Below are 24244 nucleotides of genomic sequence, written 5' to 3'. Positions count from 1 at the left end.
TCTCTCGGGGACGATTTGACGACACGGGTTTGGTGATGGCGCGGGCGCCGGTGATGGCGGCGGGTGGTATTGTGTTGCGGCGTGGGGCGCCGCCGCTGGTTGCAGTCGTGCGCCAGCGCAAGCGCAATGAATGGGTCTTGCCCAAGGGCAAGCTCGACGACGGCGAGACACCGAAAGAAGCCGCGCATCGCGAGGTGCTGGAGGAGACGGGCCACAATGTGGCCATCCACGAATTCCTCGGCACACTCGTCTACCGGTCGGGCGGGCGCTCCAAGGTCGTGCATTTCTGGCGGATGGAGGCCGAAGGCGGTCCGGTCCGCAAGCTGATGAACGACATCAAGGCGGTCGATTGGCTGACACTGGACGACGCGCTCGCGCGCCTGTCGCGCGAATATGAGCGCGCGTTCCTGACGCAAGTCGGCCCGATCGCGCTCGCGGCGGCAGGACTGGCGTCGCCGCCGGCGGTCGAGCCGACGCCCACTCCTGAACCGACGGCCGACGACATCGATGCGGCCTTGCAGACGCTGACGCCGGCTGAAGCGGCCTCCGTCGACGAGCTGCGGCACGGTCTGTTGCAGAAGGTGAAGGCCTGGCTGCGCGGCGAGGCGTGAGGTCTCGCACTCGCTCTCTCCAAGCAGTCATTGCGAGCGCAGCGAAGCAATCCAGAATCCCTCCGCGGAAAGACTCTGGATTGCTTCGCTGCGCTCGCAATGACGGAGGAGAGGGCTGCCGCGCTGATGCTGTACCCTCTCCCCTTGCGGGAGAGGGTTGCTCGCCGCGAAGCGGCGAGACGGGTGAGGGGTATGTCTCCGCACGCGAGCCTCTTGCATGAGAGCTTGCCGAACCACCCCCTCATCCGGCGCCATAGCCGAAGCTCCACTTCGGCGTTCTTAAGAACGGCGGCCGAAGGCCACCTATGCCACCTTCTCCCGCAAGGGGAGAAGGAAGAAAGAGTCACCGCCGCTCCTTCTTCTCCTTCGGAGCAGGCGCCGGTCTGCGCGGCGCCGCGGGGCGCGGCGCGGCGGGGAGGCGCTGCTGGAATCCGCCAGGGCGCTGCAGGCCCGGCTGTTGAGCAGCGGGCGGTTGTCCAGGCTGCATGCCGGTGCGCGGCTGTTGCGGCTGCGGTGTTCCACCTTGCTGTGGCGGCACGATACCACCGGGCTGAATCTGTCCGCCTCGCTGCGGCTGGGTTTGCGGCGTGCCGTTGGGCTGGGTGGCTTGTCCGGCACGCGGTGCACCTGGACGTCCCGCACCTTGCTGTTGCTGGCCGGGCTGCTGCTGCCCCTGTTGCTGCTGGCCTCGCTGCTGCTGACCCTGGCCCGCGCGCGGGTTGCCCGGCTGCACCGCGCCACCTTGTCCCTGGCCCTGCCGTTGCGGCGTCTGCGTTCCCTGGCGGTCCGGTGCGCCCGGCTGCTGCTGGCCCGGCCGGTTGTTCTGACCGGGCTGGCCGTTCGGCCGCTGCGGCTGTTGTCCGGGCGGCGTGTTCGGCCGCAATTGCTGCTGTTGCGGCTGGAACGGCCGCGGGAGGCGCGGGCTCGCGGCCGGATTGGCGCGACGGAAGTCGCGCTGCTCGGTGACGATCTGCCGGCCCGTGGTCTGCGCCAGATGCACCTGGCCGACGAAGCCGCGGTCGCGCGCGATCTGCTGCGGGGCGATCGTGATCGGCACCGCGGCAAAGCGCATGATTCCGGCGGCGGCCGCGCCGGGCCGGATCGCAAAGCCGCTCGCGCCTTGCGTCAGCGCGCCGAGCCGCGTGCCGCTGGTGCGGTCGTCGACGTCGATATGTCCGACCCGGCCGTCGGCATCGGGATAGAGCTTGATGTTGACGTTGTTCCTGCTGCCGGCGGCCGCATTTTCGGGCACGTCGACGACACCGGTGGTGCCGCGGATGCCGAGCGTCGCGGTCGGCGTCGTGATCTTCATGCTGCCGGTCTTCGCCACCGCCGCTGCGACGAACGCGACCGTGCCCTTGCCGATGTCGAAGACGCCGGCGTTCTGCTTGCCGCCGTCCTCATAGACGTAACTGTCGATGGTGATCTTCGAACTGGCCGAGAGATTGAACGTGGTCGCGTCGTCGAAGGTGATGCCGAGCGAGGAGTTCGACGAGGTCTGCACGACGTCGTTGAGATAGATGTCGTCCCGCACGCGCAGCGGATACGAATTCTTGTCGCGGATCACGGTTGCGATTCCCGTCACGGTCGCGACGTTGCCGATCGGCTCGACGGCGGCGGGCTGCGCATCCGCGGCTGGTGTCGGCGAAGCCGATGGCGTCGGGGAGGGGGCCGGTGTCGGCTGCGCTTGTGGCTGCGCCTGTGGTTGCGCTTGCGCAAGCTCGATTGTCTCGGATGCGAATGCCACATTCGTGCCGGCCGGCGGCAAGGCCAGCAAAGCAAGCGCGACGACGAAGCGGCGCCAGACGACCAATGAAGTCACGAGGAGGTCCCGGTGAGAACGCGAGGCGAGATCTGGGATTTCAGCCGGGAGTAGCTGAATGGCGGATGAACATGTGTCGCACGGGGCGGTGAACGTTCAAACGAAGCTCTCTCTCCTCATGATCGAGAGCCGGGCCGCGCCCTTCGAGACGCCTGCTGCGCAGGCTCCTCAGGGTGAGGAGATAAAGTGGAGCTGTCGCGCGAAATCCCGGGTTGATGGTTTGCATCACCCGGGATCTCGATAGTAAGGGATGACACCTGCGGTGTCAGCTCACGCGCTTCCAGGTCTGGCCGCCGCAGAACATGCCGCCGAAGGCGCAGCCCTGCACGCGCATCGCATTCGGGCCCTTCATCGCGATGGTCGAGTCGTAGTTGCGGCCGGAGTCGGGATCATGGATGCGGCCACTCCACTTCGAGCCTTCGGGCTTCATGTTGATCAGGATGCGCTCGTTGGTCTTCTGGGCGTAACCGCAAAGGTTGGCACCGCACTGCTCGACGCGGACATTGCCCTTGTTCTCCTCGGTCGCCCAGACGCCGATCGGCGAGTTGGCAACCGCCACGGGCGCGGCGGCCACCGGAGCCGGCGCGGGAGCAGCCGCGACAGGGGCGGGCGCAGCAACGGGAGCCGGAGCCGCAACAGGCGCGGGCTGTGCGGTGTTGTCGTAGGTGGTGGTCGGCGCGGCGGCAACCGTCGTGGCCGGAGCGGGCGCCGGAGGCGCGGCCGGCGCGGTCGCCTGCACCGGGGCCTGCTGCACGGGCTGCTGCTGCACCGGAGCCGGCGCGGGCTGTGCGGTCGTGGCCGGAGCCGGCGTATTGTCGACGTCGTCGTCCTTGGAGCCGCCAAGGCCCTTGAGGTTGATGTTGTTCAGCTTGATCGGCTTGTCCGACAGGCCCGGCGCGACGATGGTCACGCAGTTGAGCGAGGCGCAATTGCGCGGCGTCTCGATGCGGATGTGCTGGCCCTCGATCTGGAACGAGATCGTATTGCCGGCATGCGCGGCGGCGGTCGAGGCGAGGAAGAGCGCGGTGGCGGCGATGGTGAGCTTGTTCATGACAACCTCCGAAATTTGTGCGGTCCCGGTATGGACTGGTGTCGCGGGTGGATGAAGCGTGGTTCGACCCTACGCCTGCTCCCTCCGGCTTTCTGTGATGGACGTCACTACGGCTCGCGCCGCCTGGGTGAGCCAGCGCACATTCAGCCGTGGTCCATCCCGCGTAACGTCGTCGCGACACAGAGGGAGGCGCCGATGACGCGGCTTGTGACTTCGCTTGGCACATTGATCGCACTGCTGGCGATGGCGCCTTCAGCCGAGGCCGGTTCCTACTCCTTCTCGATCGGCGGTCACCGGTTCCATGTCGAAGCGCCGCGCAATTGCCGGTCCACGTCCTGTGTTTCGGTGTCCGATCGCCGCTTGCGGACAACGGACGATGTCGGCACGGCATCCACACCGCCGCCTGCGCCAATTGTCCAGCCGCCGCAGCCGGTTTATCCGGCCGCCCCGGTTCGGCCGCCACAGGCGACAATTGCCGCACCGCCGGCGCCGCCGGTCCCCGTCCTTGCCGCAACGACGTCGCAGTCTGTCGTGCCGCCGCCTGCGCCAAGATTGGAGGCACCAAGGTTAGAGGCGCCAAGGTTAGAGGCGCCAAGGGCCGAGGCGCCGAGCCCCAGTCCGCCGCGGGTCGATCTGCAGCGCGTCGATCCGCCGAAGGCTGTTACGCTCGATCCGCCGGTCGCCGCCCCGCGGCCCGAGATCAAGCCAGCGGCACCGATCGCACAGCGCAGTGACGATGAGCCGGCCTATTCGCCGCTCGGCGAATGGGAGAGCACCGGCGCCAAGGGCACGGTTCGCATCGAACGCTGCGGTCCCGCATTGTGCGGTTTCGCGCTCACGGAAGCCTCCAACCGGGGCGAGAGCGTGCTCGTCAACATGAAGCCGAAGACGCACGACGTCTGGACCGGCAGCATCTACAGCCGCTCCAGCGGCAGCACCTATTACGGGACGATGACCCTGAAGGCCTCCGGCAAGCTCCACGTCGAAGCCTGCGCGTTCGGCCGCTTCTGGTGCTCCGGCAACGACTGGACGCGCATCGACGCACCGCGTGAGCAGATGATCACGACGTCACGGCAATGGAGTGCGCGGTCGTAGCTCTGCCGTCGGTGAGGTTCTAGATCATGCCGAGCACGATGGCGCCGACGAAGGCCATGGCGAGGTATGCGGTGACAACGCTCAGTTTCCCGGCGAACGTCATGAGGTCGCTCCCTCCATGCGCGCTGCCTGGCGCGCAACGTCATGGTTAACAGAAAGTGGCTTTTCGAAAAAGTCAGCCTAGCTGCCGCTCATGCCGGATCGCGGGCGCGTGTTCGCGCGCCAACATGGTTAAAGAACCCTGAAATCAACACGTTGAAGAGTCTTTAAGTAAATTCACCGAACGTGCGTGCATGACGCGCGGAGTTCGTTTGTATCTCGTCGGCTCCATCGTCCTTGTTTCGCTTGCGGGTTGCGGACGCGGCTTTTTCCAGGCCGAACGTGAACCGTGGCGGGCCGAGGCCGAAGCCGCATGCCTGAAATCGGGGGCGGTCAAGGAGAGCGCGGACATCGTCCGCATCGACCCGATCTCCGGTCCCGGCCAGTGCGGCGCCGAGTTTCCGCTCAAGGTCGCCGCAATAGGCGAAGGCTCGAGCAGCTACGGTTTTGCCGATGAGGAACTGCGCCCGCCCGGCAGCATCGGCAATCAGCCGCGATGGCCGGTGACGCAGCCGCGATCGACCTATCCGCAGAGCCAGAATTATCCGGCATCGTCCTATCCGCAGCGGCCGAACTATCCCGACAGCGCGGCGCGCCAGCCCTCCGGCTATGGTGCGTCGTCCGGGCCGATGTCGCTGAACGCGCCCGGCGTCGCACAGCAAGAGGATGAGATCGACCTGCCGCCCGAGGGCACCGATGCCGCGGGCGCGGCGCGCTACATGAATTCGCCGAGCTATCCGGCGCGGCAGCCCGGTCCGGCGCCTTACTCGCAGGCGCCCGCACAGCCGCCGCTGCCGCGTCTCGGCCCGGCGCAGGGCAATCCCGTCGCTTCGGTCGGTCCTGTTGCGATCAAGCCGACCGCGACGCTGGCCTGTCCGATCGTGTCCGAGCTCGACCGCTGGCTCGCCGACACCGTGCAGCCTTCGGCGATGCGCTGGTTCGGCGTCCGCGTCGCCGAGATCAAGCAGATCTCCGCCTATTCCTGCCGCGGCATGAACGGCAACTCGCATGCCCATATCTCCGAGCACGCCTTCGGCAACGCGCTCGACATCGCCGCCTTCGTGCTCGCCGACGGCCGCCGCGTCACCGTGAAGGATGGCTGGCGCGGCATGCCGGAAGAGCAGGGATTTTTGCGCGACGTGCAGTCGGGCGCGTGCGCGCATTTCACCACGGTGCTCGCGCCGGGCTCGAACGTCTATCATTACGATCACATCCATGTGGACCTGATGCGCCGCGCCAGCCGCCGTTTGATCTGCCAGCCGGCCGCCGTCTCCGGTGACGAGGTCGCCTCGCGTGCGCAATCGCGCAGGCCATACGCGAATGCGCGCGATCCCTCCGTGACCGGCTCGCTCGGTCGCAGGAGCGCCGCGCAGAAGCGCGAAGAAGACGAATACGCCGACGAATAAGATGTCCGCCGATATCGTCCGCTATCTCACCCACCCGCAGGTGCAGATCGATCCCGACGTGCCCGTGCCGCAATGGGGCCTCAGCGCGGTCGGCCGTGCGCGCACTGAAGCGCTCGCGAATGCAAGCTGGTTTGCAAACACCACGCAGATCATTTCCAGCGCCGAGCGCAAGGCGATCGAGACTGCGGAGATCATCGCCGCAAAGCTCGGCATCATGATCGAGATCCGCGAGGCGATGCACGAGAACGACCGCTCGGCGACGGGCTTCCTGAAGCCGGCCGAGTTCGAGCAAGTCGCCGATCAATTTTTCGCAGAGCCGCATCTCAGCGTTCGCGGCTGGGAGCGCGCGATCGATGCGCAGGCACGCATCGTGCGCGAGGCCGAAGTGGTGCTGACGTGCAATCGTCCCGGCGATATTCTCTTCGTCGGCCATGGTGCCGTCGGCACGCTGCTGTTCTGCCACACTGCCGGCCATCCCATCGACCGCGTCCACGATCAGCCGGGCGGCGGCGGCAATTGTTTTGCGTTCGCTCGGGACGGGCGCCGTGTTCTGCATGGATGGCGCAGAATGGAAGAGATCGGGGCGTAGCCCGGCGAAGCTATCTCGAGGTTGGCTTGAGCGGGGCGGGGGCCAGCCCCATGCACCGCTGCACCTCGCCGGGGACGTTGTAGGTGCGCATGATGTGGCGGCTGTCGCGCAAGCCGGTCGCCTCACGTTGCACCACGAACATCCAGAGCGCCTGGCCGGCTTCCATCACCAGTTCGCGCCTCGCCGCCTGCATCGCGGCCGGTGTCTCCGCGTGGGCGGCATCGAACTCGCGCAAGCGCGTCAGCGCCTGTTCGAGCGTGCGGCCCATCCGTCCAAGCGCTGAAGCCTGTTCCTGGACGATTTCATAATGAAGGATATCGACTGGCGGGCGAAGATCACGGGACATGGCACTGAATATAGTGGAGCGTGACCGGCCCGCGCAACGCGTCGCCGGCCGTTGCTACTTCGCCCGGTACGCCGCCAGAAACATCCGCGTCGCGCTGTCGACCACCTCGGTCATGCGCTGTTCCGACGGTGCGGGCGCGGCCTGGAACACGAAGGGCAGGAAGAGCGAGGCCTTGCACAGTTCCATGAACTGTGACGCCGCAAGATCGCAATCGTCGATCCCGAGATCGCCGGAGGCGACATGGGCTTTGAGATATTCGGAGAGCCGGTTGATGGTCTTGTCCAGCACCCGTGCGTAATAGCGGCGGCCGACATCGGGCATGCGCTCGGCGATCGCCATCACGGTGCGGATCGCTGATCCCCCGCCGGGCCGGCAGAGCAGATGGATGTAGGCCCGGCCAAAATCCTTCAGCGTGGTCTCGGCGTCGCGCGCGGGGTCGAAATTGAACACGACCTGGCCGTGCTGAAGCGCTTCCTGCTCGAGGATGGCCTCGAACAGCGCGCATTTGTCGGCGAAGTAGACGTAGAGCGTGCCCTTGGACACCTGCGCCGCGCGCGCGATCTCGCCCATGCTGGCACCGTCGAAGCCGAGATCCATGAACACCTTGCGGGCGCCGTCCAGGATCTGGCGGCGCTTGGAGCTGTCCTCCTCCTGGATGACGTGCAGATGTTCGCTGGCAGCTACAACCATTGGTTCAGGATCTCGGAAGCTTTCTGGACGCGGTGCCGGACTATGAAACGCAAATAAAGGATTCGGGCCAGTAGGGTCCGATCAGGAACATTTGTATATTGACCGAACCGTTCGGTCAATGGTATTTAGGGATAAGCGAGGGGGAACAGGCCGCGGGGCGGCCGTCCCTGGTCGCGCTTTTTTGAGGAGGCCTCTATGGCCGTATCGAGAGACCAGGCTGCGCGAGTCCTTCGCCAGGAGGCGGTGGAGACGACGGAGCAGGCGGGCAGTGAAGCTGCGACCGAGAAACCTGCCGCCCTTGCCGAGCAGTTGCGCTCTCACGTGGCCGAGGAAACCAAGCGCCGCACCAATGAGGCGCCGGAGAAGCCGGCCACCGACAAGCCGGCCGCACCTTCACCGGATGCGCCCGCCGCAGGCGGCGCGCCGAAGTCCGGCAAGCGCAAATTCGTCCTGATGGGCGTTGGCCTCGTGCTGGCGCTCGCCGCCGCGAGCTACGCCGGCTACTACACGCTGGTCGGCCGCTTCTACATCTCCACCGACGACGCCTATGTCCGCGCCAACAACACCATGCTGGGCGCGCGCGTTGCCGGACACATTTCCTCGATCCTCGCCGGCGACAACACGCCGGTGCGCGCCGGCGACATCGTCTTCCGCATCGACGACGGCGACTACAGGATCGCGGTCGATGCCGCCGCGACCAGGATCGCAACCCAGCAGGCCACCATCGATCGCATCGGCCGCCAGATCGCCGCGCTCGACAGCCAGGTCGCGCAGGCCAAGGCGCAACTCGTCTCCGCCGAAGCCGGCCTCAAGCGCGCCGATCTCGACTATGAGCGCCAGCAGGCGCTGAGCAGCAAGGGCTTTGCTTCGCGGGCCACGTTCGAAAGCTCCGAAGCCGGACGCGACCAGGGCGCCGCCGCGGTCAAGGCCGCGCAGGCCGCCTACGACGTCGCCGTCAGCAATGTCGACGTCACCAAGGCGCAGCAGGCCGAAGCCAAGGCGCAACTCGCCGAGCTCAAGACCTCGCTCGCCAAGGCCGAGCGCGATCTTGCCTTCACCGCGGTGCGCGCGCCGGTCGACGGCACGTTCTCGAACCGTCTCGTCAGCGCCGGCGATTTCGTCGCGGTCGGCCAGCGCCTCGGCAACATCGTGCCGCTCGACGACGTCTACATCGACGCCAATTTCAAGGAGACGCAGCTCAAGCGCATCCGCTCCGGCCAGCCGGTGACGATCAAGGTCGATGCCTACGGCATGCGCAAGTTCTCCGGTGTCGTCGACAGTATCGCGGCGGGCGCGGGCTCGGTGTTCACGCTGTTGCCGCCCGACAACGCCACCGGCAATTTCACCAAGATCGTGCAGCGCGTGCCGGTCCGCATCCGCGTGCCGAAATCGGTGGCGAAGCAGAGCCTGCTGCGTGCCGGCATGTCGGTCTATGCGACCGTCGACACCAACAAGGGCGCGGCCGACGCCGACAGCGAGATCGATCTCGACGATCCCACCGCCATCCACCCGCAATAGGACTGCTGCAATGCCGATGCTTGCCCCAAGCGCCGGTGCGCTCCCTCTCCCGCTCGCGGGAGAGGGCTGGGGAGAGGGTGTTTCCTCCAGGGAGACTCCCCAAGAGGAGAAAACCCTCACCCGGCGCTTCGCGCCGACCTCTCCCGCAAGCGGGAGAGGTGAGAAGAGTCCGAGCTGACACATGGCCAACGCCACCACCGCTTCACCCGCCATGATGGCGAACCCCGCTTCGGAAACTATTGCGCCGAAGCGGCTGTTCGCCTTCATCATCATGGTGTTCGGGATGTTCATGTCGATCCTGGACATCCAGATCGTCTCGGCCTCCTTGAGCGAGATCCAGGCCGGCCTGTCGGCGAGCTCCAGCGAAGTCTCCTGGGTGCAGACCGCCTATCTGATCGCCGAAGTCATCGCGATCCCGCTGTCGGGGTTTTTGTCGCGCGCCTTCGGCACGCGGCTGCTGTTTGCGATCTCGGCGGCCGGCTTCACCGCTTCGAGCCTGCTCTGCGGCTTCGCCACGACGATCGAGGAGATGATCCTCTGGCGCGCGCTTCAGGGCTTTTTGGGCGCCGGCATGATCCCGACGGTGTTCGCCTCGGCCTACACCGTGTTCCCGCGCACGAAATTCCACATCGTCGGTCCCATCATCGGGCTGGTCGCGACGCTGGCGCCGACCATCGGGCCGACCGTCGGCGGCTACATCACCGATCTGATGTCGTGGAACTGGCTGTTCTTCATCAACGTCGTGCCGGGCATCGGCATCACCCTGGGCGTGCTGGCCCTGGTCGACTTCGACGAGCCGCATTTCGAGCTGCTCGACCGCTTCGACTGGTGGGGCCTGCTGTTCATGGCCGCCTTCCTCGGCACGCTGGAATATGTGCTGGAGGAAGGCCCGCAATATGAATGGATGCAGGACACCTCGGTGGCGATCTGTGCCTGGATCTGCGCGGTCTCGGCGATCGCCTTCTTCTGGCGCGTCTTCACGGCGGCCGAGCCGATCGTCAACTTACGCACTTTCTCCAACCGCAATTTCGCGATCGGCTGCGTCCTGCAATTCTGCATCGGCATCGGCCTCTACGGCCTGACCTACATCTATCCGCGCTATCTGGCCGAAGTGCGCGGCTACAGCGCGCTGATGATCGGCGAGACCATTGTCGTCTCCGGCATCACCATGTTCCTGGTCGCGCCGCTGGTCGGCCGCCTCATGGTGAAGCTCGACATGCGCTACATGATCGCGTTCGGCCTCGTCGTGTTCGCGATCGGCTCCTACCAGATGACGTGGATCACGCGCGACTACGATTTCTACGAATTGCTGGTGCCGCAGATCCTGCGCGGCGTCGGCATGATGTTCGCGATGGTGCCGACCAACAACATCGCGCTCGGCACGCTGGCGCCCGATCGGGTGAAGAATGCGAGCGGCCTGTTCAACCTGATGCGCAATCTCGGCGGCGCCGTGGGCCTCGCCGTCATCAACACCGTGCTCAACGACCGCACCGATCTGCACATCACCCGCCTCCAGGAGCGCGTGACCTGGGGCAACGCGACGGCAACCGAAACCCTGACCATGTTCATGCAGAAGTTTCAGGGGCTCGGCGACTCCACGCTGATGGCGATGAAGCAGCTGTCCCAGTTGGTGCATCGCCAGGCCGTTGTGATGAGCTTTGGCGATGCCTTCTTCATATTGACGCTGTTCTATCTCGGCCTCAGCCTGCTGGTCACGCTCCTGAACAAGCCGGCCGCGCTGACCGGCGGCGGCGACGCGCATTGACGCAGCCCACCCTCGGTGTCATCGCCCGCCTGCTGTTTAGACCGGACAGATCACTGACGGGTGTTCGGAGACATAGCTGACACATCACAATGGGCTGGATTGGTCGATTTGGGAGGCCGTCCATGCCCTGGAACGAGGTGTCGGTAATGGATCAGCGACGCGAGTTTGTGCGGCTTGCCTTACAGGAAGGAGCGAACCGGCGAGAGTTGTGCCGGCGGTTCGGAATCAGCCCTGACGTGGGCTATAAATGGTTGCGGCGTTGGCAGGCTGGCGACCATGATCTGGCGGATCAGCCGCGTCGTCCGAAGAGCATGCCCAGGCGCAGCGAGCCTGCGGTGGAGGCGCAAATCCTGGCTGTGCGGGACAAGCATCCAGCCTGGGGGGCGCGCAAGATTGCCCATTGCCTGAAGCGCGACGGCCAGGCTGTGCCTGTGCCTTCGACGGTCCATCAGATCCTGTGCCGGAATGAGCGGATCAAGCCGAGCGAGAAGGCTTCGCCAAGCCCTTCAGACCACCGGTTCGAGAAGGATGCGCCCAATCAGCTTTGGCAGATGGACTTCAAGGGTCACATGCCGCTTGCCGACGGGAGGCGTTGCCATCCGCTCACCATGGTCGATGACCACTCGCGCTATGCCCTGTGTCTGAAGGCATGCGCCAACGAGCAGCGCCCAGACGTGCAGAAACACCTGACCGACACTTTTCGACGCTATGGGATGCCAGAGGCCTTTTACCTCGACAATGGATCTCCCTGGGGCGACACGTCCGGCGCTCGCTGGACCTCGCTGAAGGTATGGCTGCTCAAGCTCGGCGTCAGGGTGATCCACGCCAGGCCACGCCATCCTCAGGGCCGAGGCAAGAACGAACGCTTCCATCGCAGCTTGAAAGCGGAAGTGTTCGCTCTGCACACGTTCCGCACCCTGGCGGAAGTTCAGCGCGCCCTCGACAACTGGCGCACGATCTACAATCTGGAGCGGCCACATGAAAGCCTCGGCATGGGTATCCCCGCCGATCGCTACCGGCCGAGTTCTCGCGCCATGCCCGATCGTGTGCCGAAGGTGCAATACGACGCCGGGGAGATCGTTCGCACCGCCTCCTCGACCCGGAGCTACATCGCCTTCAAAGGGCAGATGTGGAAAGTCCCTCAAGCCTTCTGCGGCGAGCAGTTGGCCATCAGGCAGCTCGACCGCGACGGTCGCTACGGAATCTTCTTCGCCAGCTGGCAGGTCGCATCAATCGACTTGACCAATGGCCAACCTGTCAGTGATGTGTCCGAACAGGTGTCAGCTATGTCCCCGGTCTGAACAGAAGGCGGGCGATCCAGTATTCCAGAGACCGGCGTTGGCGAGCTCGCTCTCACCACAGCCGCTGCGGCGTACTGGATCCCCCCGCTTTCGCGGAGGATGACAGCGGAGGTTGAGGCGGCGGCGTAGGCACCAAGCTCCCCGCACCAAAATGCAACACTCGTGCGTGATCTCGCGCAAGCCCCGTTGCAAATCGCGAACAGCACATCTATAAAGCGTACCTCATTCAATCGAACCGGGGAGAGATTTGCATGATTTCGTCGCATTCGCAGATCGTACGCCCGCGCTCGATGATGTTCTGGCTCGGTACCTGCTCGGCCTCCTAGAGGCCCTTTCCGCCAGCTTCGATTGGGTTTTGTGTCCCGATCGCTCCGCTTCCCAAGTCAAAATCAGTCTTAAGTGACGCCGTTTCGGCCCTCGCGGCCGGCCTGCGTCCATCGATGGAGCCGGCCCGCGCCAAAGCGGCCGGATGATGTCATGACCGCTCTGTCAAAGAAGCCCGCGGCGATACGCGTGGTGCTGCCCTTCGTGTTCCGGCACTGGCTGAAGCAGCCGGGGCGGACGTTTGCCATCGTCATCGGCCTGCTGGGGGCGACCGCCGCCGACCTGTTCATGCCGGTGTTCTCGGGGCACCTGATCGATGCGCTGACGCGCGGGCCGTCCGATCCCGAAGCGCGCCACGCTGCGCTGGTCGCATTCGGCGCCATCGTGGCGCTCGGCGCGGCCTCGATGGCGCTGCGGCTCGCAGGTCTCCAGGCGATCGTGCCGTTCACGCTGAAGATCATGTCCGAGGTCGCGCAGGACGCCTTCATGCGCGTGCAGCGCTTCTCGACCGACTGGCACGCCAATTCCTTCGCCGGCTCCACCGTGCGCAAGATCACGCGCGGCATGTGGGCGCTCGACCTCTTGAACGACACCATCCTGCTGGCGCTGCTGCCGTCGCTGGTCGTGCTGATCGGATCGATGATCCTGCTCGGCGTGCATTGGACCGCGCTCGGCGGGGTGATCGCGCTCGGCGCGCTGGTCTATGTCACGATGACGGTGCTGTTCTCGACGCGCTACATCGCGCCGGCCGCGCGTGTCTCCAATGCCTGGGACACCAAGGTCGGCGGCACGCTGGCGGACGCGCTGACATGCAACGCCGTGGTGAAATCCTTCGGCGCCGAAGCGCGCGAGGATGCGCGGCTTGGCCGCGTCATCAACCGCTGGCGCGTGCGGGTGCGGCGGACCTGGTTTCGCTACAACTACACCGCCATGGCGCAGCTCTCGCTGCTGCTGTGCCTGCGGGGCTCCGTGATCGGCGGCTCGGTGCTGCTGTGGATGTCAGGGCATGCCTCGCCCGGCGACGTCACCTATGTGCTGACCAGCTACTACGTCATCCACGCGTACCTGCGCGACGTCGGCATGCACATCAACAATCTCCAGCGGTCGGTCAACGACATGGAGGAGCTGGTGGCGATCCACGACGAGCCGATCGGCATTGCCGACGCGACCGAGGCGCGGCCGATCGCGATCGAGGGCGGCGAGATCGTGTTCGACGACGTCACGTTCCATTATGGCGGCCATCGCGCGCCGCTCTATGACGGACTGTCGCTGACGATCCGCGCCGGCGAACGCGTCGGTCTCGTTGGCCGCTCCGGCTCCGGCAAGACCACCTTCGTCAAGCTGGTGCAGCGGCTCTACGACGTCACGGATGGACGCGTGCTGATCGACGGGCAGGACATCGCGCTGGCGACGCAGCACTCGCTGCGCAGCCAGATCGCGATCGTGCAGCAGGACCCGATCCTGTTTCACCGCTCGCTCGCCGAAAACATCGCCTATGGCCGGCCTGGCGCCAGCCTGGAGGCGATCGAGCAGGCGGCGCGGCTGGCGAATGCGCACGACTTCATCCTGCGCCTGCCGAAGGGCTACGGCACCCTAGTCGGCGAGCGCGGCGTGAAGCTGTCGGGCGGCGAGCGGCAGCGGGTGGCGCTGGCGCGTGCCTTCCTGGCGGACGCGCCAGTGCTGATCCTGGACGAGGCGACATCGAGCCTCGATTCGGAATCGGAGGCGCTGATCCAGCAGGCGATGGAGCGGCTGATGAAGGGCCGCACCTCGATCGTGATCGCGCACCGGCTGTCGACGGTGCGCAGCCTCGATCGCATCCTGGTGTTCGACCGCGGCGAGATCGTCGAGCAAGGCACCCATGCCGTGCTCGCGAACAAGCCGGGCGGAATCTATCGCGGCCTGTTCGAGCGCCAGGTGGTGGAGCTCGGGCATGTCGCAGCAGCGGAGTGAGGCGCACGGCAGCGGGACGGAACGTCCCGCTGTCACGTTGCCAAAGGATGGAATGACATGAACGACCTGACACACGGCTCCATCGTCAGACACATCCTGCACATGGCGCCCCCGATCATGGTCGGCATGATCACGATCATGATCTGCCAGCTGGTCGACCTGTACTTCGTCTCGGGCCTCGGCGAGGCCGCGATTGCGGGCGTCGCTGCGGCGGGCAATGCGGGCTTTCTCGTCAACGCCCTGATGCAGGTGCTCGGCGTCGGCGCGGTGGCGCTGATCGCGCATGCCGTCGGCCGCAAGGACCGCGGCGACGCCAACCTCGTCTTCAACCAGTCGGTCGTCCTGTCGGTGCTGTTCGGGGTGCTCACCCTGGTCGCGGGCTTTGCATTGTCGCGCCCTTACATGCGGGCAGTCGCCGCCGATGAGGCCACCATCGACGCCGGCGTGACCTATCTTCTCTGGTTCATGCCGGCGCTGGCGCTGCAATTCGCGACACAGGTGATGGGATCCGCATTGCGGGCGACCGGCATCGTGCGGCCGAGCATGCTGGTGCAGGCGCTTGCCGTGGCGATCAATATTGCGCTGGCGCCGGTCCTGATCCTGGGCTGGGGCACCGGACACGCGTTCGGTGTGGCCGGCGCAGGCCTTGCCAGCTCGATCGCCGTCTTCATCGGCGTGCTGATGCTGCTCGGCTATTTTCTCAAGCTGGAGCGCTACGTCGCGTTCCGGCCTGCGCAATGGCGTCCGCAGCTTCGGCAATGGAAGAGGATCCTCAATGTCGGCCTGCCTGCCGGCGGCGAGTTCGTGATGGTCTTCGTCATCATGGCCGTGGGTTATTACGTGCTGAGCGTTTTCAGCCCGGCTGCCCAGGCAGGATTTGGCATCGGGACGCGTCTCCTCGGCCTGATCCAGATGCCGGCGCTCGCCATCGCCCTTGCTGCGGGACCCATCGCCGGCCAGAATTTCGGCGCCGGCAATGGCGCGCGGGTGCGGGAGACCTTTGTCAAGGCGGCGCTGATCGCGACCGCCGTGATGATTGTTTTCCTGATCCTCGCGCAGCTGGTGCCTGGTCTGTTGCTTGCCGGCTTCTCCAGGGATCAGGAGACGATGGCGGTTGCCGCGCTGTTTCTGCGCATCGTCTCGCTCAACATGGTGGCGCAGGGGCTGATCTTCACTTGCTCCAGCATGTTCCAGGGGCTTGGCAACACCAGGCCGGTGTTGTGGACCTCGGCCATGCGGGTCCTCACCTATTCCCTGCCGTCGATCTGGCTCTCGACGCGGCCGGGCTTCCGGATGGAGCACGTCTGGTATTTGTCGATCGCGACGACCTCGCTCCAGGCCGCCCTGAGCGTGTGGCTGTTGCGCCGCGAGTTCGGAAAGCGCCTTGCGCTGCCAGCGCAGGAGAAAGTTGCGGAGCCGACAAGTCCCGAGCCGGTTGCGCCTCCCATGCGCGAACCCGCGTAGCAGACCGAGTGGACGCGCGCTTGTCCCCGCCCCACGGCTCCGGCTAGTTTGCCGCGCCGTGGGTGGGCCGCGAATCTGCAAGGAACGGCATGACCGAGGTGTTGAACGAGCAAGGGCGAGCGTCCTGGCTCTCCGCGATCTGGGCGGCGCGCTACCGCACGCCGGCCCGTTTCGTCGCGCTGGTCGCCTTGCTGCTGCCCTGGAGCACGACGGGTGTGACCTTCGCACTCGTGCCCTGGCTGATCGCCTTCGCGTTCGTCGATCTCCGTGAGTTCCCCCGCTCGCTGCTGCGTCCGGTCTGCCTGCTGCCGATCGCGTTGTTCGTCCTGGCGCTGGTCGGTACGCTCTGGTCGGATGCGCCCTGGGCCGAGCGGCTGCACGCGCTCGGGCCGCCGGCAAAGCTGCTGGTGATCCCGCTGCTGATCTACCAGTTCGAGCGCTGGCCCTACGGCAAATGGGTGTTCGCGGCGTTCCTGGTCTCCTGCGCGCTGCTGATGCTCTACTCGTTCGCGGTCGCGATCGATCCCAGGCTGTCGCTCAAACTCTATCTGTCGCGCGGCCCTTATCAGGTCGAGAGCGGGATCGCGGTGCGCAACTATATCGACCAGAGCCAGGAGTTCGCGCTCTGCGCTCTCGCGCTCGTCTATCCGATCGCGGCGCTGGTCCGCCAGGGCCGTCTCCGGCTTGCGGCGCTGTTCGCGCTCCTGTCGATCGGCTTTCTCGCCAACATGATGTTCGTCGTGGTTTCGCGCACGGCACTGGTGACGCTTCCGGTGCTGGTCTTGGTATTTGCGCTGCTGCATCTGCGCTGGCGTGCGGCCCTCATCGCCGTCGGGGCGACGGCGCTGGTCGCGGTGTTGCTGTGGGCCGTCTCGCCGCATCTGCGCGCGACCGTCGCAAAATTCCAGAGCGACTATGAAAGGAGCATGGAGGCCGAGAACAATTCGATCAGCGGCATGGGCTCACGTCTCGAATACTGGCGAAAGTCTTTGCGCTTCATCGCCGACGCGCCGCTGATCGGTCATGGCACAGGCTCGATCCGCGGCCTGTTCGCGAGCGTGGCCGTCGATGCGGACATCGACCCGCTGCGCGGCGAGATCGTCAGCAATCCGCACAACCAGACGCTCAGCAATGCCGTGCAGTGGGGCATCGTCGGCGTGCTGGTCCTCTACGCGCTGTGGATCGCGCATCTCCTGATGTTCCGCGGCGAGGGGCTGGCCTGCTGGATCGGCATGCTGGTCGTGGTGCAGAACATGCTCTCCTCGCTGCTCAACACGCATCTGTTCGATTTCACCTCGGGCTGGATCTACGTGCTCGGTGTCGGCGTCGCCGGCGGCATGGCGCTCGCCGCGAGGAAATCACACAGCTAGAACGCGCCGATACTGTTCCAGACGAGAGTCAGGCCCGACAGGAACAAGAGGCCGAGCACGACGTCGCCAAAATGCTTGTCGTTCAGCGCGTGATAGACGCGCGCGCCGGCCCATGCACCGATCAGCGTGCCCGGAAAGGCGACAGCTGCGAGCCAGACCACCTTGAATTCGACGAGGCCGGACGCGGTCTGCAACACCAGCGCGGTGGTGAGCACGGTGAAATTGAAGAGCTGGAAGATGCCGCGCCGCTCGTGTTTGTTCCAGCCGCGGATGTTGGCCCACAGGATCGGCAGCGGTCCGGACAACCCGGCGAGGCCGCCCAAAATGCCGCCGGCAAAGCCGATCGCGCCGTCGGCGATCCGGCCGCCGAACGTGACGGCGAGCGGCTTCTTGTTGAGATAGAGAGCGGTCGAGAAGATCAGGATCAGGACGCCGACGCTCAGCTTGAACACTTTGGGATCGGCGGAGGCGACCAGCATGGTTCCGAGCGGCACGCCGATCAGTCCTCCGATCAGGAACGGCCAGACCAACGAAAGATCAAAACTCTTCCACATCGACGGCAGCGTCGAGGTCTGCGCAATCACCGAGCAGATCAGCACCAGCGGCACGGCCAGCGAAGGCGGCAGCACGTAGAGCCAGATGCCGAGCGCCATCAGCGCCGTGCCGAAGCCGGCCAGGCCCGAGACGAAGCCGCCGGCCAGCGCGCCGAACAGCAGCAGCACGTAGGTGAGCGTTCCCAACGGATCGTCCTTGTTGCCTGGGCGATCCCGAATTGTCGACCGCCATCGTCCGCATAGCACGGCTGCGGCCGGGCAGGTCAATCCGCGCTGCACGCAAGCGTGATCTGCGGTGGTCGAGCGCTCGCAAAAGACGATGGCGCAGGCGCAGTTTTCCGAGCCCGCGGCCTATCAGGCCGCGCATCCCGGTCGTGACGTGCTGAACGGCGGCCAGCTTACGCCGGCGGCGCGCGCTTGTCGGAAAACCGCTTCACACTTTGCGCTGACGCGGCCCCTCGGGTCCGGATCATGCTCTAGACGATTTGCCTGGTGTCGGCGGGCCTGTGCAGCGCGCCGACCAGGATACGTAGCGCCTCCGTCAATTCCGCCCGGTTGCGCGCCGCGCCGAGCGAGACGCGCGCCGCATGCGGCGGCGTTCCGTCGACGGTGAAGGCATCGCCGGCGACGACCGCGAGTCCATTGCGCAGGAGATGAGCCGCGACGTCGGGTCGGCCCTCCGGCAGCCGGAGCCACAGATGATGGGCGGCGGGCTTGGCCAGGAACTGAAAGCCCTTGAGTGCGCGCTGCGCAAGCTGCTGGCGGCCGATCGCCTCGTTGCGGATGGCGGTGATGATGCGATCGGCGATGCCGGTCTCGATCCAATGCGTCACCAGCGCAACCATCAGCGGCGCCGGCATCTGCACGGTCGCCTGCAGGTAAGTCCGCATCTCCTGCTGCGCGGCGCTGTCGGGCGTCACGAGATAGGCGACGCGCAGCGCCGGGACGATGCATTTTGACAGCGTGGTTGCGAGATAGGTCCGCTCGGGAATGAGGTTCGCGATCGGCGACGCCGCGCGGTCGAGCAGGCCGTAGGCGTCGTCCTCGATCAGAAAAGTACCGGCATCCCCAATGATCTTCGCGATCGCGTTGCGTCGCTCGGGGAGAAGCGTCGCGGTGGTCGGATTGTGCAGCGTCGGGATGAGATAGACCGCCTTCGGCCTGTGCGTGCGGCACGCCTTCGCCAGCGCATCGGGCAGGATGCCGCCGTCGTCCATCGCGACGCCGACGAGCTTGACGCCGAGCCGCACTGCTGCGGCCTTGATGCCGGGGAAGGTCAGGGCCTCCGTCAGCACGACGTCGCCTGGCCTCGCAAGGTGGGCGAGCAGGTTGAACAGGATCGTCTGCGTGCCGGGGAAGATCACGAGCCTGTCGACATGCGCATGCGGAACGCGGGCGCGCATCCAGCGCGCCGCGACCTCGCGCTCATGCGCGCTGCCGCCGGGCGGCTGGTAGTTGAGATGGGCGGTCAGGCCCGATTGCGCGCGGATCGCTTCCATTCCTGCGATGATGCGCTCGTCGAGTTGCGCCTCGAGCGGATGCGGCGGCACGTTCATCGAGAGGTCGATCGCGACCGGATGCGGCAGGTCGATCGCGCGGCGCGCGCTGGTCTCCGACACGAACGAGCCCTGTCCGACCCGGGCTTCCATGATGCCGCGGCGCCGCGCTTCGGTGTAGGCGCGCGTCACCGTGGTGAGGTCGATGCCGAGGGCTTTTGCCAGCGCGCGCTGCGTCGGGAGCTGCTGGCCGCGCACCAGCCGGCCGGCGGCGATGTCGGCTTCCATGGCCTCGACGATGCGCTGGTAGCGCGGGCCGCTCAGCTCCGAGATTGTAGGGGTCCAATCCATGCAATTTTGGCCCATATCCTTTGAATGTATGGATGCAAGATATTATTGTATGGATCGTCGAAAAGGAAGAGGTGTGGTCATGGCGGCCGGTTCAGTCTCTCTCACGAAGGCGATGTGGCGCGGCTTCCTGGGCAAGTGCCCGAACTGCGGCGAAGGACATATGTTCGGGCGCTTCCTGAAGGTCGCAGACGCTTGCGACCATTGCGGCGAGGAGCTGTTTCACCAGCGCGCCGATGATTTCCCGGCCTATCTCGTGATGGTCGTGGTCGGCCATCTCGTGGTGCCGGCGATCCTCGCGGTCGAGACGGCCTATGCGCCGGCGGTCTGGCTGCAACTGGCCGTGTGGCTGCCGGTGACGCTGTTCGCCTCGCTCGCGCTGCTGCAACCGACCAAAGGCTCGATCGTCGGCCTGCAATGGCAGATCGGCATGCACGGCTTTGAGGCGGGCAAGCTGCGGCGCGAGGCGGTTGCGCCCGTCCTTGTGAAGGTGAACACCCGCGCGGCCTGACGGGCCGCGGCGTTTACATCGCGCATTCGGCCGCTACACTCCATCGTATCAACAAGAACGATGGAAACGCCGATGGCTGCACGCGCGAGGACTTTTCTGCTCTGTCATGGCGCCTGGTCCGGCGGGTGGGCCTGGAAGAAGATGCATCCGCTGATGGCGCAGGCCGGCCACCGCCTGGTGGCGCCGACCTATACCGGCCTCGGCGAGCGCGCGCATCTCGCAAGTCCCGCGGTCGATCTCGACACGCATATCCAGGACATCATCAACGTCATCAAGTTCGAGGACCTCGGCGACGTCGTGCTGCTCGGCCACAGCTATGGCGGCATGGTCGCGACCGGCGTCGCCGACCGGGCGCGTGAACGCGTGACGCAGTTGATCTATCTCGACGCCTTCGTGCCGCGCGACGGCCAGTCGCTGTTCGATCTCAACGAGGGCGGGCGCGAGCCGATGCGCAAGGCAGCAAGCTCCGGCGACGGCTACCGCATCCCGCCGAATCCGCCGCCGCCGGACACGCCGCAAACCGATCTCGACTGGCTCAACGCGCGCCGCGTTGCCATGCCGATCAAATGTTTCGAGACGAGATTGAAGCTCGCGCATGGCGAGGCGGCGGTGCCGCGCAGCTACATCTATTGCACGCGCATTCCGCCGGGCGACGTGTTCGGGCAGTTTGCGAAGCGGACGAAGAGCGAGGACGGCTGGCGCTATGTCGAGCTCGATGCCAGCCACGCGCCGAATGTGACGGCGCCGGAGGCGCTGATGCAGACGCTGCAGGAAATCACGGCGTAAAGCAGCGGTGAAATTGGTGAGGGGTCCGATGCGCTAGAATCGAACCCCTCGTTGCAAGATATCAGCCGGCCTGTAAGCCGGGTTCTGTAGGGCACCGCCCGCTTGCGCGAACGATACGTGACGACCATTCCTCTGGGACCATGTTTGCACATGGCCTCGAGCAACCTACCCGGACGGCGGGCCTGACATCGCCCCGCGGCGTTATCGCTTTCGCGAACAGCCCGCTACGCCGTCCCTATTCGGTTTTGCTCCCGGTGGGGTTTACCATGCCGGCTCCGTTGCCGCAGCCGCGGTGCGCTCTTACCGCACCTTTTCACCCTTACCCGCCTACGCTGCTTGCGCAGCGACGGCGGGCGGTTCGTTCTCTGTGGCACTTTCCCTGGGGTTGCCCCCGCCGGACGTTATCCGGCACCGTATGTCAAGGGAGCCCGGACTTTCCTCCCCGGCGGCCTTTCGGCGCTTGCCGGAGCGGCCGTCCGGCCGACTGACGCCTTACGCATGGGGCATTTGTGACGGTTCCGTCAAGCCGATATCGCCGTGCCCGCTTCCTGCAAATAATTTATCCTGAAGATGTCGTTGGGAGCGTGCCCCGTTCGACTGGATGTCGGCGATCCAGCCGTGCAACAGGAGTTAAGTGATGCAGTATTTGCTGATGATCTACCAGAACGAAGCCGAGTACGCGAACATGCGCCCGGCGGCCGGCCAGCAGATGACGGAGGAATATCAGACCTTCACTCAGTCCATCATTCAGAACGGCAATTTCAAGGCCGGCGACCGGCTCCAGCCGACCACGACCGCGACGACCGTGCGCGTGCGCGACGGCAAGACGCTGACGACCGACGGCCCGTTCGCGGAAACGCGCGAGCAGCTCGGCGGCTATTACCTGGTCGAGGCCAAGGATCTCAATGCCGCGATCGAGATTGCCGCGCGCATTCCGAGCGCGCGCATCGGCTCGATCGAGGTGCGGCCGATCTGGGTCTACGACAAGTGACGGCCAGGCCGCGCGCCGACACATGACTCCGGGTGAAATTGACACGATCTTTCGCGACGAGGCGGGGCGGGCGCTGGCCACGCTGATCCGCCTCGTCGGCGACTTCGATCTCGCCGAGGATGCGCTCCAGGATGCCTTTGCGGTCGCGCTGGAGCGCTGGCCGGCAAACGAGCTACCAGACAATCCGCGTGCCTGGCTGGTCAATGTCGCCAGGCACAAGGCGATTGATCGGGTCCGCCGTCAGATTGCCTTCCGCGGCAAGCAGCAGGCGCTCGTGCACGAGCTCGAGCCGAACGCGCAGGCCGCCGACGAGCCGCCGGCCATGCTCGATGACGACATGCTGCGGCTGATCTTCACCTGCTGCCATCCGGCGTTCGCGCCCGAGGTCCAGGTCGCATTGACGCTGCGCACCGTCGGCGGGCTCTCGACGTCGCAGGTCGCGCGCGCCTTCCTGGTCAGCGAGGAGGCGATGGCGCAGCGGCTCGTCCGCGCCAAGCAGAAGATCAGGCTCGCCGGCATTCCCTATGAAGTGCCCGAGCGCGACGCGATGGAGCCGCGGCTCGATGGCGTGCTCGCGGTGATCTATCTGGTCTTCACCGAAGGCTATGTCGCAACCGAGGGTGCGGATTTGATGCGGCCCGATCTCGCCGTCGAGGCCATCCGGCTCGGCCGCTTGCTCGACCGGCTGATGCCTGATCGCAGCAGTATCAAAGGCCTCCTGGCCTTGATGCTGCTGCACGATGCGCGCCGCGCCGGGCGCGCGACCTCGGCGGGCGACGTCGTGTTGCTGGAAGAGCAGGACCGCTCGCTCTGGGATCGCGTGCAGATCGAGGAGGGGCTGCATCTGGTCGAGGACGCGCTACGGATGCCCGGGCGGCCGCAAGCCTATGCGGTGCAGGCTGCGATCGCCGCGCTGCATGCGCGTGCGCCGAGCTATGACGAGACTGACTGGCCGCAGATCGCCGGACTCTATGAGGTGCTGCTGCGCACCAACCCGTCGCCTGTGGTCGAGCTCAACCACGCCGCGGCGGTGTCGATGGTCGACGGGCCTGCGCGCGCGCTCGATCTCGTCGATGCGATCGCTGCGCGCGGCGGGCTGCGCGGTTATGAGCTATTACCCGCGGTGCGCGCGGATCTGTTGCGCCGGCTCGGCCGCACAAACGAAGCGCGCGAGGCGTACCGCGCGGCGACGGAGGCGACGCAGCTCGAGCCGTTGCGGCGGCTGTATGCGCGACGGGTGAGGGAGATGGGGTAGGACACTCGTGCCCCGGACGCAGCGCAGCGCCTCTTTGGCCGTCACTTCGACGCGACCGTCGTCCCGTCCGCCGGCAAGCTCCCGAGCAACGCCTGCAATGTCGACAGCGTCGAATGATCCGCGACACCATCCAGCCGCGCCGGGCGGAAGTGCCGTTGGAACGCGGTGACGACTTCCATGGTGGCGGCGTCGTATTTGCCGGTCAGCGGCACGCCGTAGCCGTATCGTGCGAGCGCCTGCTGCAGGCTCAGCACCTCGTCGCTGATGGTGCCGAGCATCAGGGTCTCGCCGCGCACGACGGGGGCGGGCGTCACCCAGTGACCGACGCCGGAATTGGCCAGCGAATGCCACGGAAATTTTTCGCCGGGGTCCTTCTTGCGCGCGGGTGCGACGTCGGAATGCCCGAGCACCCGGTGCGCCGGCACCTTGCGGCGGAGCATGATGCCGCGGCACAGCGTGATCACGGCGGCGATCTGGCGCAGCGGATATTCCGGATAGCCCCAGTCATGGCCGCGGTTGATGATCTCGATGCCGATCGAGCAGGAGTTGATGTCGTCCTCGCCGGCCCAGGACGAGACGCCGGCGTGCCAGGCGCGCCTGGTCTCGGGCACGCATTGCACGATGCGGCCGTCCTCCAGCACGACGTAATGCGCCGACACTTCGGTGCCCGCGGTGCACAGCCGCGCCAGCGCGCCCTCGACGTCGGGCATGCCGGTGTAGTGCAGCAGGATCATGTCCGGCTGCCGTCCCTTGTTGCGCTCGCCATGGTTCGGCGAGGGGATGATGTCGGAGACGATCGAGGAATCCGGCTCGAACGTCCGCATGTTCGCCGCGGCCTTGGGAACCGGGAGAACGCGCTGGCGCTTCGAATCAGATCCAGACGGTGTGGACGAACCGGA

21 protein-coding genes and 1 other RNA gene are annotated in these 24244 nt (G+C 66.0%); 14 read left to right on the top strand and 8 right to left on the bottom strand.

What is annotated here, in order from left to right; all coding sequences use genetic code 11:
* Nucleotides 1-35: 35 nt before the first annotated feature.
* Nucleotides 36-611, top strand: coding sequence for an NUDIX hydrolase (locus I3J27_RS28660; RefSeq protein WP_270162229.1), 576 nt, complete (start codon nucleotides 36-38; stop codon nucleotides 609-611).
* Nucleotides 612-954: 343 nt separating this feature from the next.
* On the opposite strand, the gene I3J27_RS28655 is transcribed toward I3J27_RS28660, so the two are convergent.
* On the bottom strand, nucleotides 955-2424 hold the full coding sequence (locus I3J27_RS28655) for a FecR family protein (RefSeq protein ID WP_270172910.1): 1470 nt from the start codon (nucleotides 2422-2424) through the stop codon (nucleotides 955-957).
* A 274-nt stretch (nucleotides 2425-2698) separates the two neighbouring features.
* Nucleotides 2699-3484, bottom strand: a complete 786-nt coding sequence (locus I3J27_RS28650; protein ID WP_270162228.1) for a DUF2147 domain-containing protein — start codon at nucleotides 3482-3484, stop codon at nucleotides 2699-2701.
* Between the two features lie 195 nt (nucleotides 3485-3679).
* Here I3J27_RS28650 and I3J27_RS28645 point away from each other — a divergent pair, with 195 nt between their 5' ends.
* The 3 genes from I3J27_RS28645 to I3J27_RS28635 all read left to right on the top strand — a co-directional run bounded on the left by I3J27_RS28645 (nucleotide 3680) and on the right by I3J27_RS28635 (nucleotide 6673).
* The gene (locus I3J27_RS28645) at nucleotides 3680-4579 is read left to right on the top strand and encodes a DUF2147 domain-containing protein (protein ID WP_270162227.1); all 900 of its coding nucleotides are present in this window, start codon (nucleotides 3680-3682) and stop codon (nucleotides 4577-4579) included.
* A gap of 293 nt (nucleotides 4580-4872) precedes the next feature.
* Entirely contained in the window at nucleotides 4873-6084 is a 1212-nt protein-coding gene (locus I3J27_RS28640) for an extensin-like domain-containing protein (protein ID WP_270162226.1), read from the top strand.
* A 1-nt stretch (nucleotide 6085) separates the two neighbouring features.
* Nucleotides 6086-6673: a histidine phosphatase family protein gene (locus tag I3J27_RS28635; RefSeq protein ID WP_270162225.1), complete on the top strand. Its 588-nt coding sequence runs from the start codon at nucleotides 6086-6088 to the stop codon at nucleotides 6671-6673.
* A gap of 10 nt (nucleotides 6674-6683) precedes the next feature.
* Here the strand turns inward: I3J27_RS28635 and I3J27_RS28630 are convergent, their stop codons facing one another.
* Nucleotides 6684-7019, bottom strand: a complete 336-nt coding sequence (locus tag I3J27_RS28630; protein WP_270162224.1) for a DUF6665 family protein — start codon at nucleotides 7017-7019, stop codon at nucleotides 6684-6686.
* 54 nt (nucleotides 7020-7073) lie between these two features.
* The gene (locus I3J27_RS28625) at nucleotides 7074-7709 is read right to left on the bottom strand and encodes a TetR/AcrR family transcriptional regulator (protein WP_270162222.1); all 636 of its coding nucleotides are present in this window, start codon (nucleotides 7707-7709) and stop codon (nucleotides 7074-7076) included.
* Between the two features lie 195 nt (nucleotides 7710-7904).
* Here I3J27_RS28625 and I3J27_RS28620 point away from each other — a divergent pair, with 195 nt between their 5' ends.
* The 6 genes from I3J27_RS28620 (at nucleotide 7905) to I3J27_RS28595 (ending at nucleotide 17404) form a co-directional block, all read left to right on the top strand.
* Entirely contained in the window at nucleotides 7905-9227 is a 1323-nt protein-coding gene (locus tag I3J27_RS28620) for an HlyD family secretion protein (RefSeq protein WP_270162221.1), read from the top strand.
* 181 nt (nucleotides 9228-9408) lie between these two features.
* Complete coding sequence (locus I3J27_RS28615; RefSeq protein WP_270162220.1) at nucleotides 9409-10992, top strand: DHA2 family efflux MFS transporter permease subunit; 1584 nt, start codon at nucleotides 9409-9411, stop codon at nucleotides 10990-10992.
* A gap of 122 nt (nucleotides 10993-11114) precedes the next feature.
* Nucleotides 11115-12293 carry an IS481 family transposase gene (locus I3J27_RS28610; RefSeq protein WP_270162219.1) on the top strand — a complete coding sequence of 393 codons (1179 nt, stop codon included), beginning with the start codon at nucleotides 11115-11117 and terminating at the stop codon, nucleotides 12291-12293.
* A gap of 477 nt (nucleotides 12294-12770) precedes the next feature.
* Nucleotides 12771-14570 carry an ABC transporter ATP-binding protein gene (locus I3J27_RS28605; protein ID WP_270162218.1) on the top strand — a complete coding sequence of 600 codons (1800 nt, stop codon included), beginning with the start codon at nucleotides 12771-12773 and terminating at the stop codon, nucleotides 14568-14570.
* Nucleotides 14571-14627: 57 nt separating this feature from the next.
* On the top strand, nucleotides 14628-16034 hold the full coding sequence (locus tag I3J27_RS28600) for an MATE family efflux transporter (RefSeq protein ID WP_270162217.1): 1407 nt from the start codon (nucleotides 14628-14630) through the stop codon (nucleotides 16032-16034).
* An 89-nt stretch (nucleotides 16035-16123) separates the two neighbouring features.
* Nucleotides 16124-17404, top strand: a complete 1281-nt coding sequence (locus I3J27_RS28595; RefSeq protein ID WP_270162216.1) for an O-antigen ligase family protein — start codon at nucleotides 16124-16126, stop codon at nucleotides 17402-17404.
* Here I3J27_RS28595 and I3J27_RS28590 read toward each other — a convergent pair.
* Together I3J27_RS28590 and I3J27_RS28585 are read right to left on the bottom strand one after the other, a co-directional pair.
* The gene (locus tag I3J27_RS28590; RefSeq protein WP_270162215.1) at nucleotides 17401-18144 is read right to left on the bottom strand and encodes a sulfite exporter TauE/SafE family protein; all 744 of its coding nucleotides are present in this window, start codon (nucleotides 18142-18144) and stop codon (nucleotides 17401-17403) included. The genes I3J27_RS28595 and I3J27_RS28590 overlap by 4 nt on opposite strands.
* 290 nt (nucleotides 18145-18434) lie before the next feature.
* Nucleotides 18435-19805: an aminotransferase-like domain-containing protein gene (locus I3J27_RS28585; RefSeq protein WP_270162214.1), complete on the bottom strand. Its 1371-nt coding sequence runs from the start codon at nucleotides 19803-19805 to the stop codon at nucleotides 18435-18437.
* Nucleotides 19806-19884: 79 nt separating this feature from the next.
* Here I3J27_RS28585 and I3J27_RS28580 point away from each other — a divergent pair, with 79 nt between their 5' ends.
* Both I3J27_RS28580 and I3J27_RS28575 read left to right on the top strand, forming a co-directional pair.
* Complete coding sequence (locus I3J27_RS28580) at nucleotides 19885-20313, top strand: DUF983 domain-containing protein (RefSeq protein WP_270162213.1); 429 nt, start codon at nucleotides 19885-19887, stop codon at nucleotides 20311-20313.
* A gap of 72 nt (nucleotides 20314-20385) precedes the next feature.
* Nucleotides 20386-21099 carry an alpha/beta fold hydrolase gene (locus I3J27_RS28575; RefSeq protein WP_270162212.1) on the top strand — a complete coding sequence of 238 codons (714 nt, stop codon included), beginning with the start codon at nucleotides 20386-20388 and terminating at the stop codon, nucleotides 21097-21099.
* Between the two features lie 57 nt (nucleotides 21100-21156).
* Here the strand turns inward: I3J27_RS28575 and rnpB are convergent.
* An RNA gene (gene rnpB / locus I3J27_RS28570) (RNase P RNA component class A) lies at nucleotides 21157-21587 on the bottom strand.
* 149 nt (nucleotides 21588-21736) lie between these two features.
* On the opposite strand from rnpB, the gene I3J27_RS28565 reads away from it, so the two are divergent.
* A complete protein-coding gene (locus tag I3J27_RS28565) occupies nucleotides 21737-22090 on the top strand; it encodes a YciI family protein (RefSeq protein ID WP_270162211.1) in 354 nt (117 codons plus the stop codon).
* 22 nt (nucleotides 22091-22112) lie between these two features.
* Complete coding sequence (locus I3J27_RS28560) at nucleotides 22113-23345, top strand: RNA polymerase sigma factor (protein WP_270162210.1); 1233 nt, start codon at nucleotides 22113-22115, stop codon at nucleotides 23343-23345.
* A gap of 41 nt (nucleotides 23346-23386) precedes the next feature.
* On the opposite strand, the gene I3J27_RS28555 is transcribed toward I3J27_RS28560, so the two are convergent.
* Complete coding sequence (locus I3J27_RS28555) at nucleotides 23387-24169, bottom strand: N-acetylmuramoyl-L-alanine amidase (RefSeq protein WP_270162209.1); 783 nt, start codon at nucleotides 24167-24169, stop codon at nucleotides 23387-23389.
* Nucleotides 24170-24244 lie beyond the last annotated feature (75 nt).

Origin of the sequence: Bradyrhizobium xenonodulans, assembly GCF_027594865.1 — a bacterium.
GTDB lineage: Bacteria > Pseudomonadota > Alphaproteobacteria > Rhizobiales > Xanthobacteraceae > Bradyrhizobium > Bradyrhizobium xenonodulans.
Note: the sequence above shows the minus strand (reverse complement) of the source record. Positions and strands in the feature narration are given on the sequence as shown.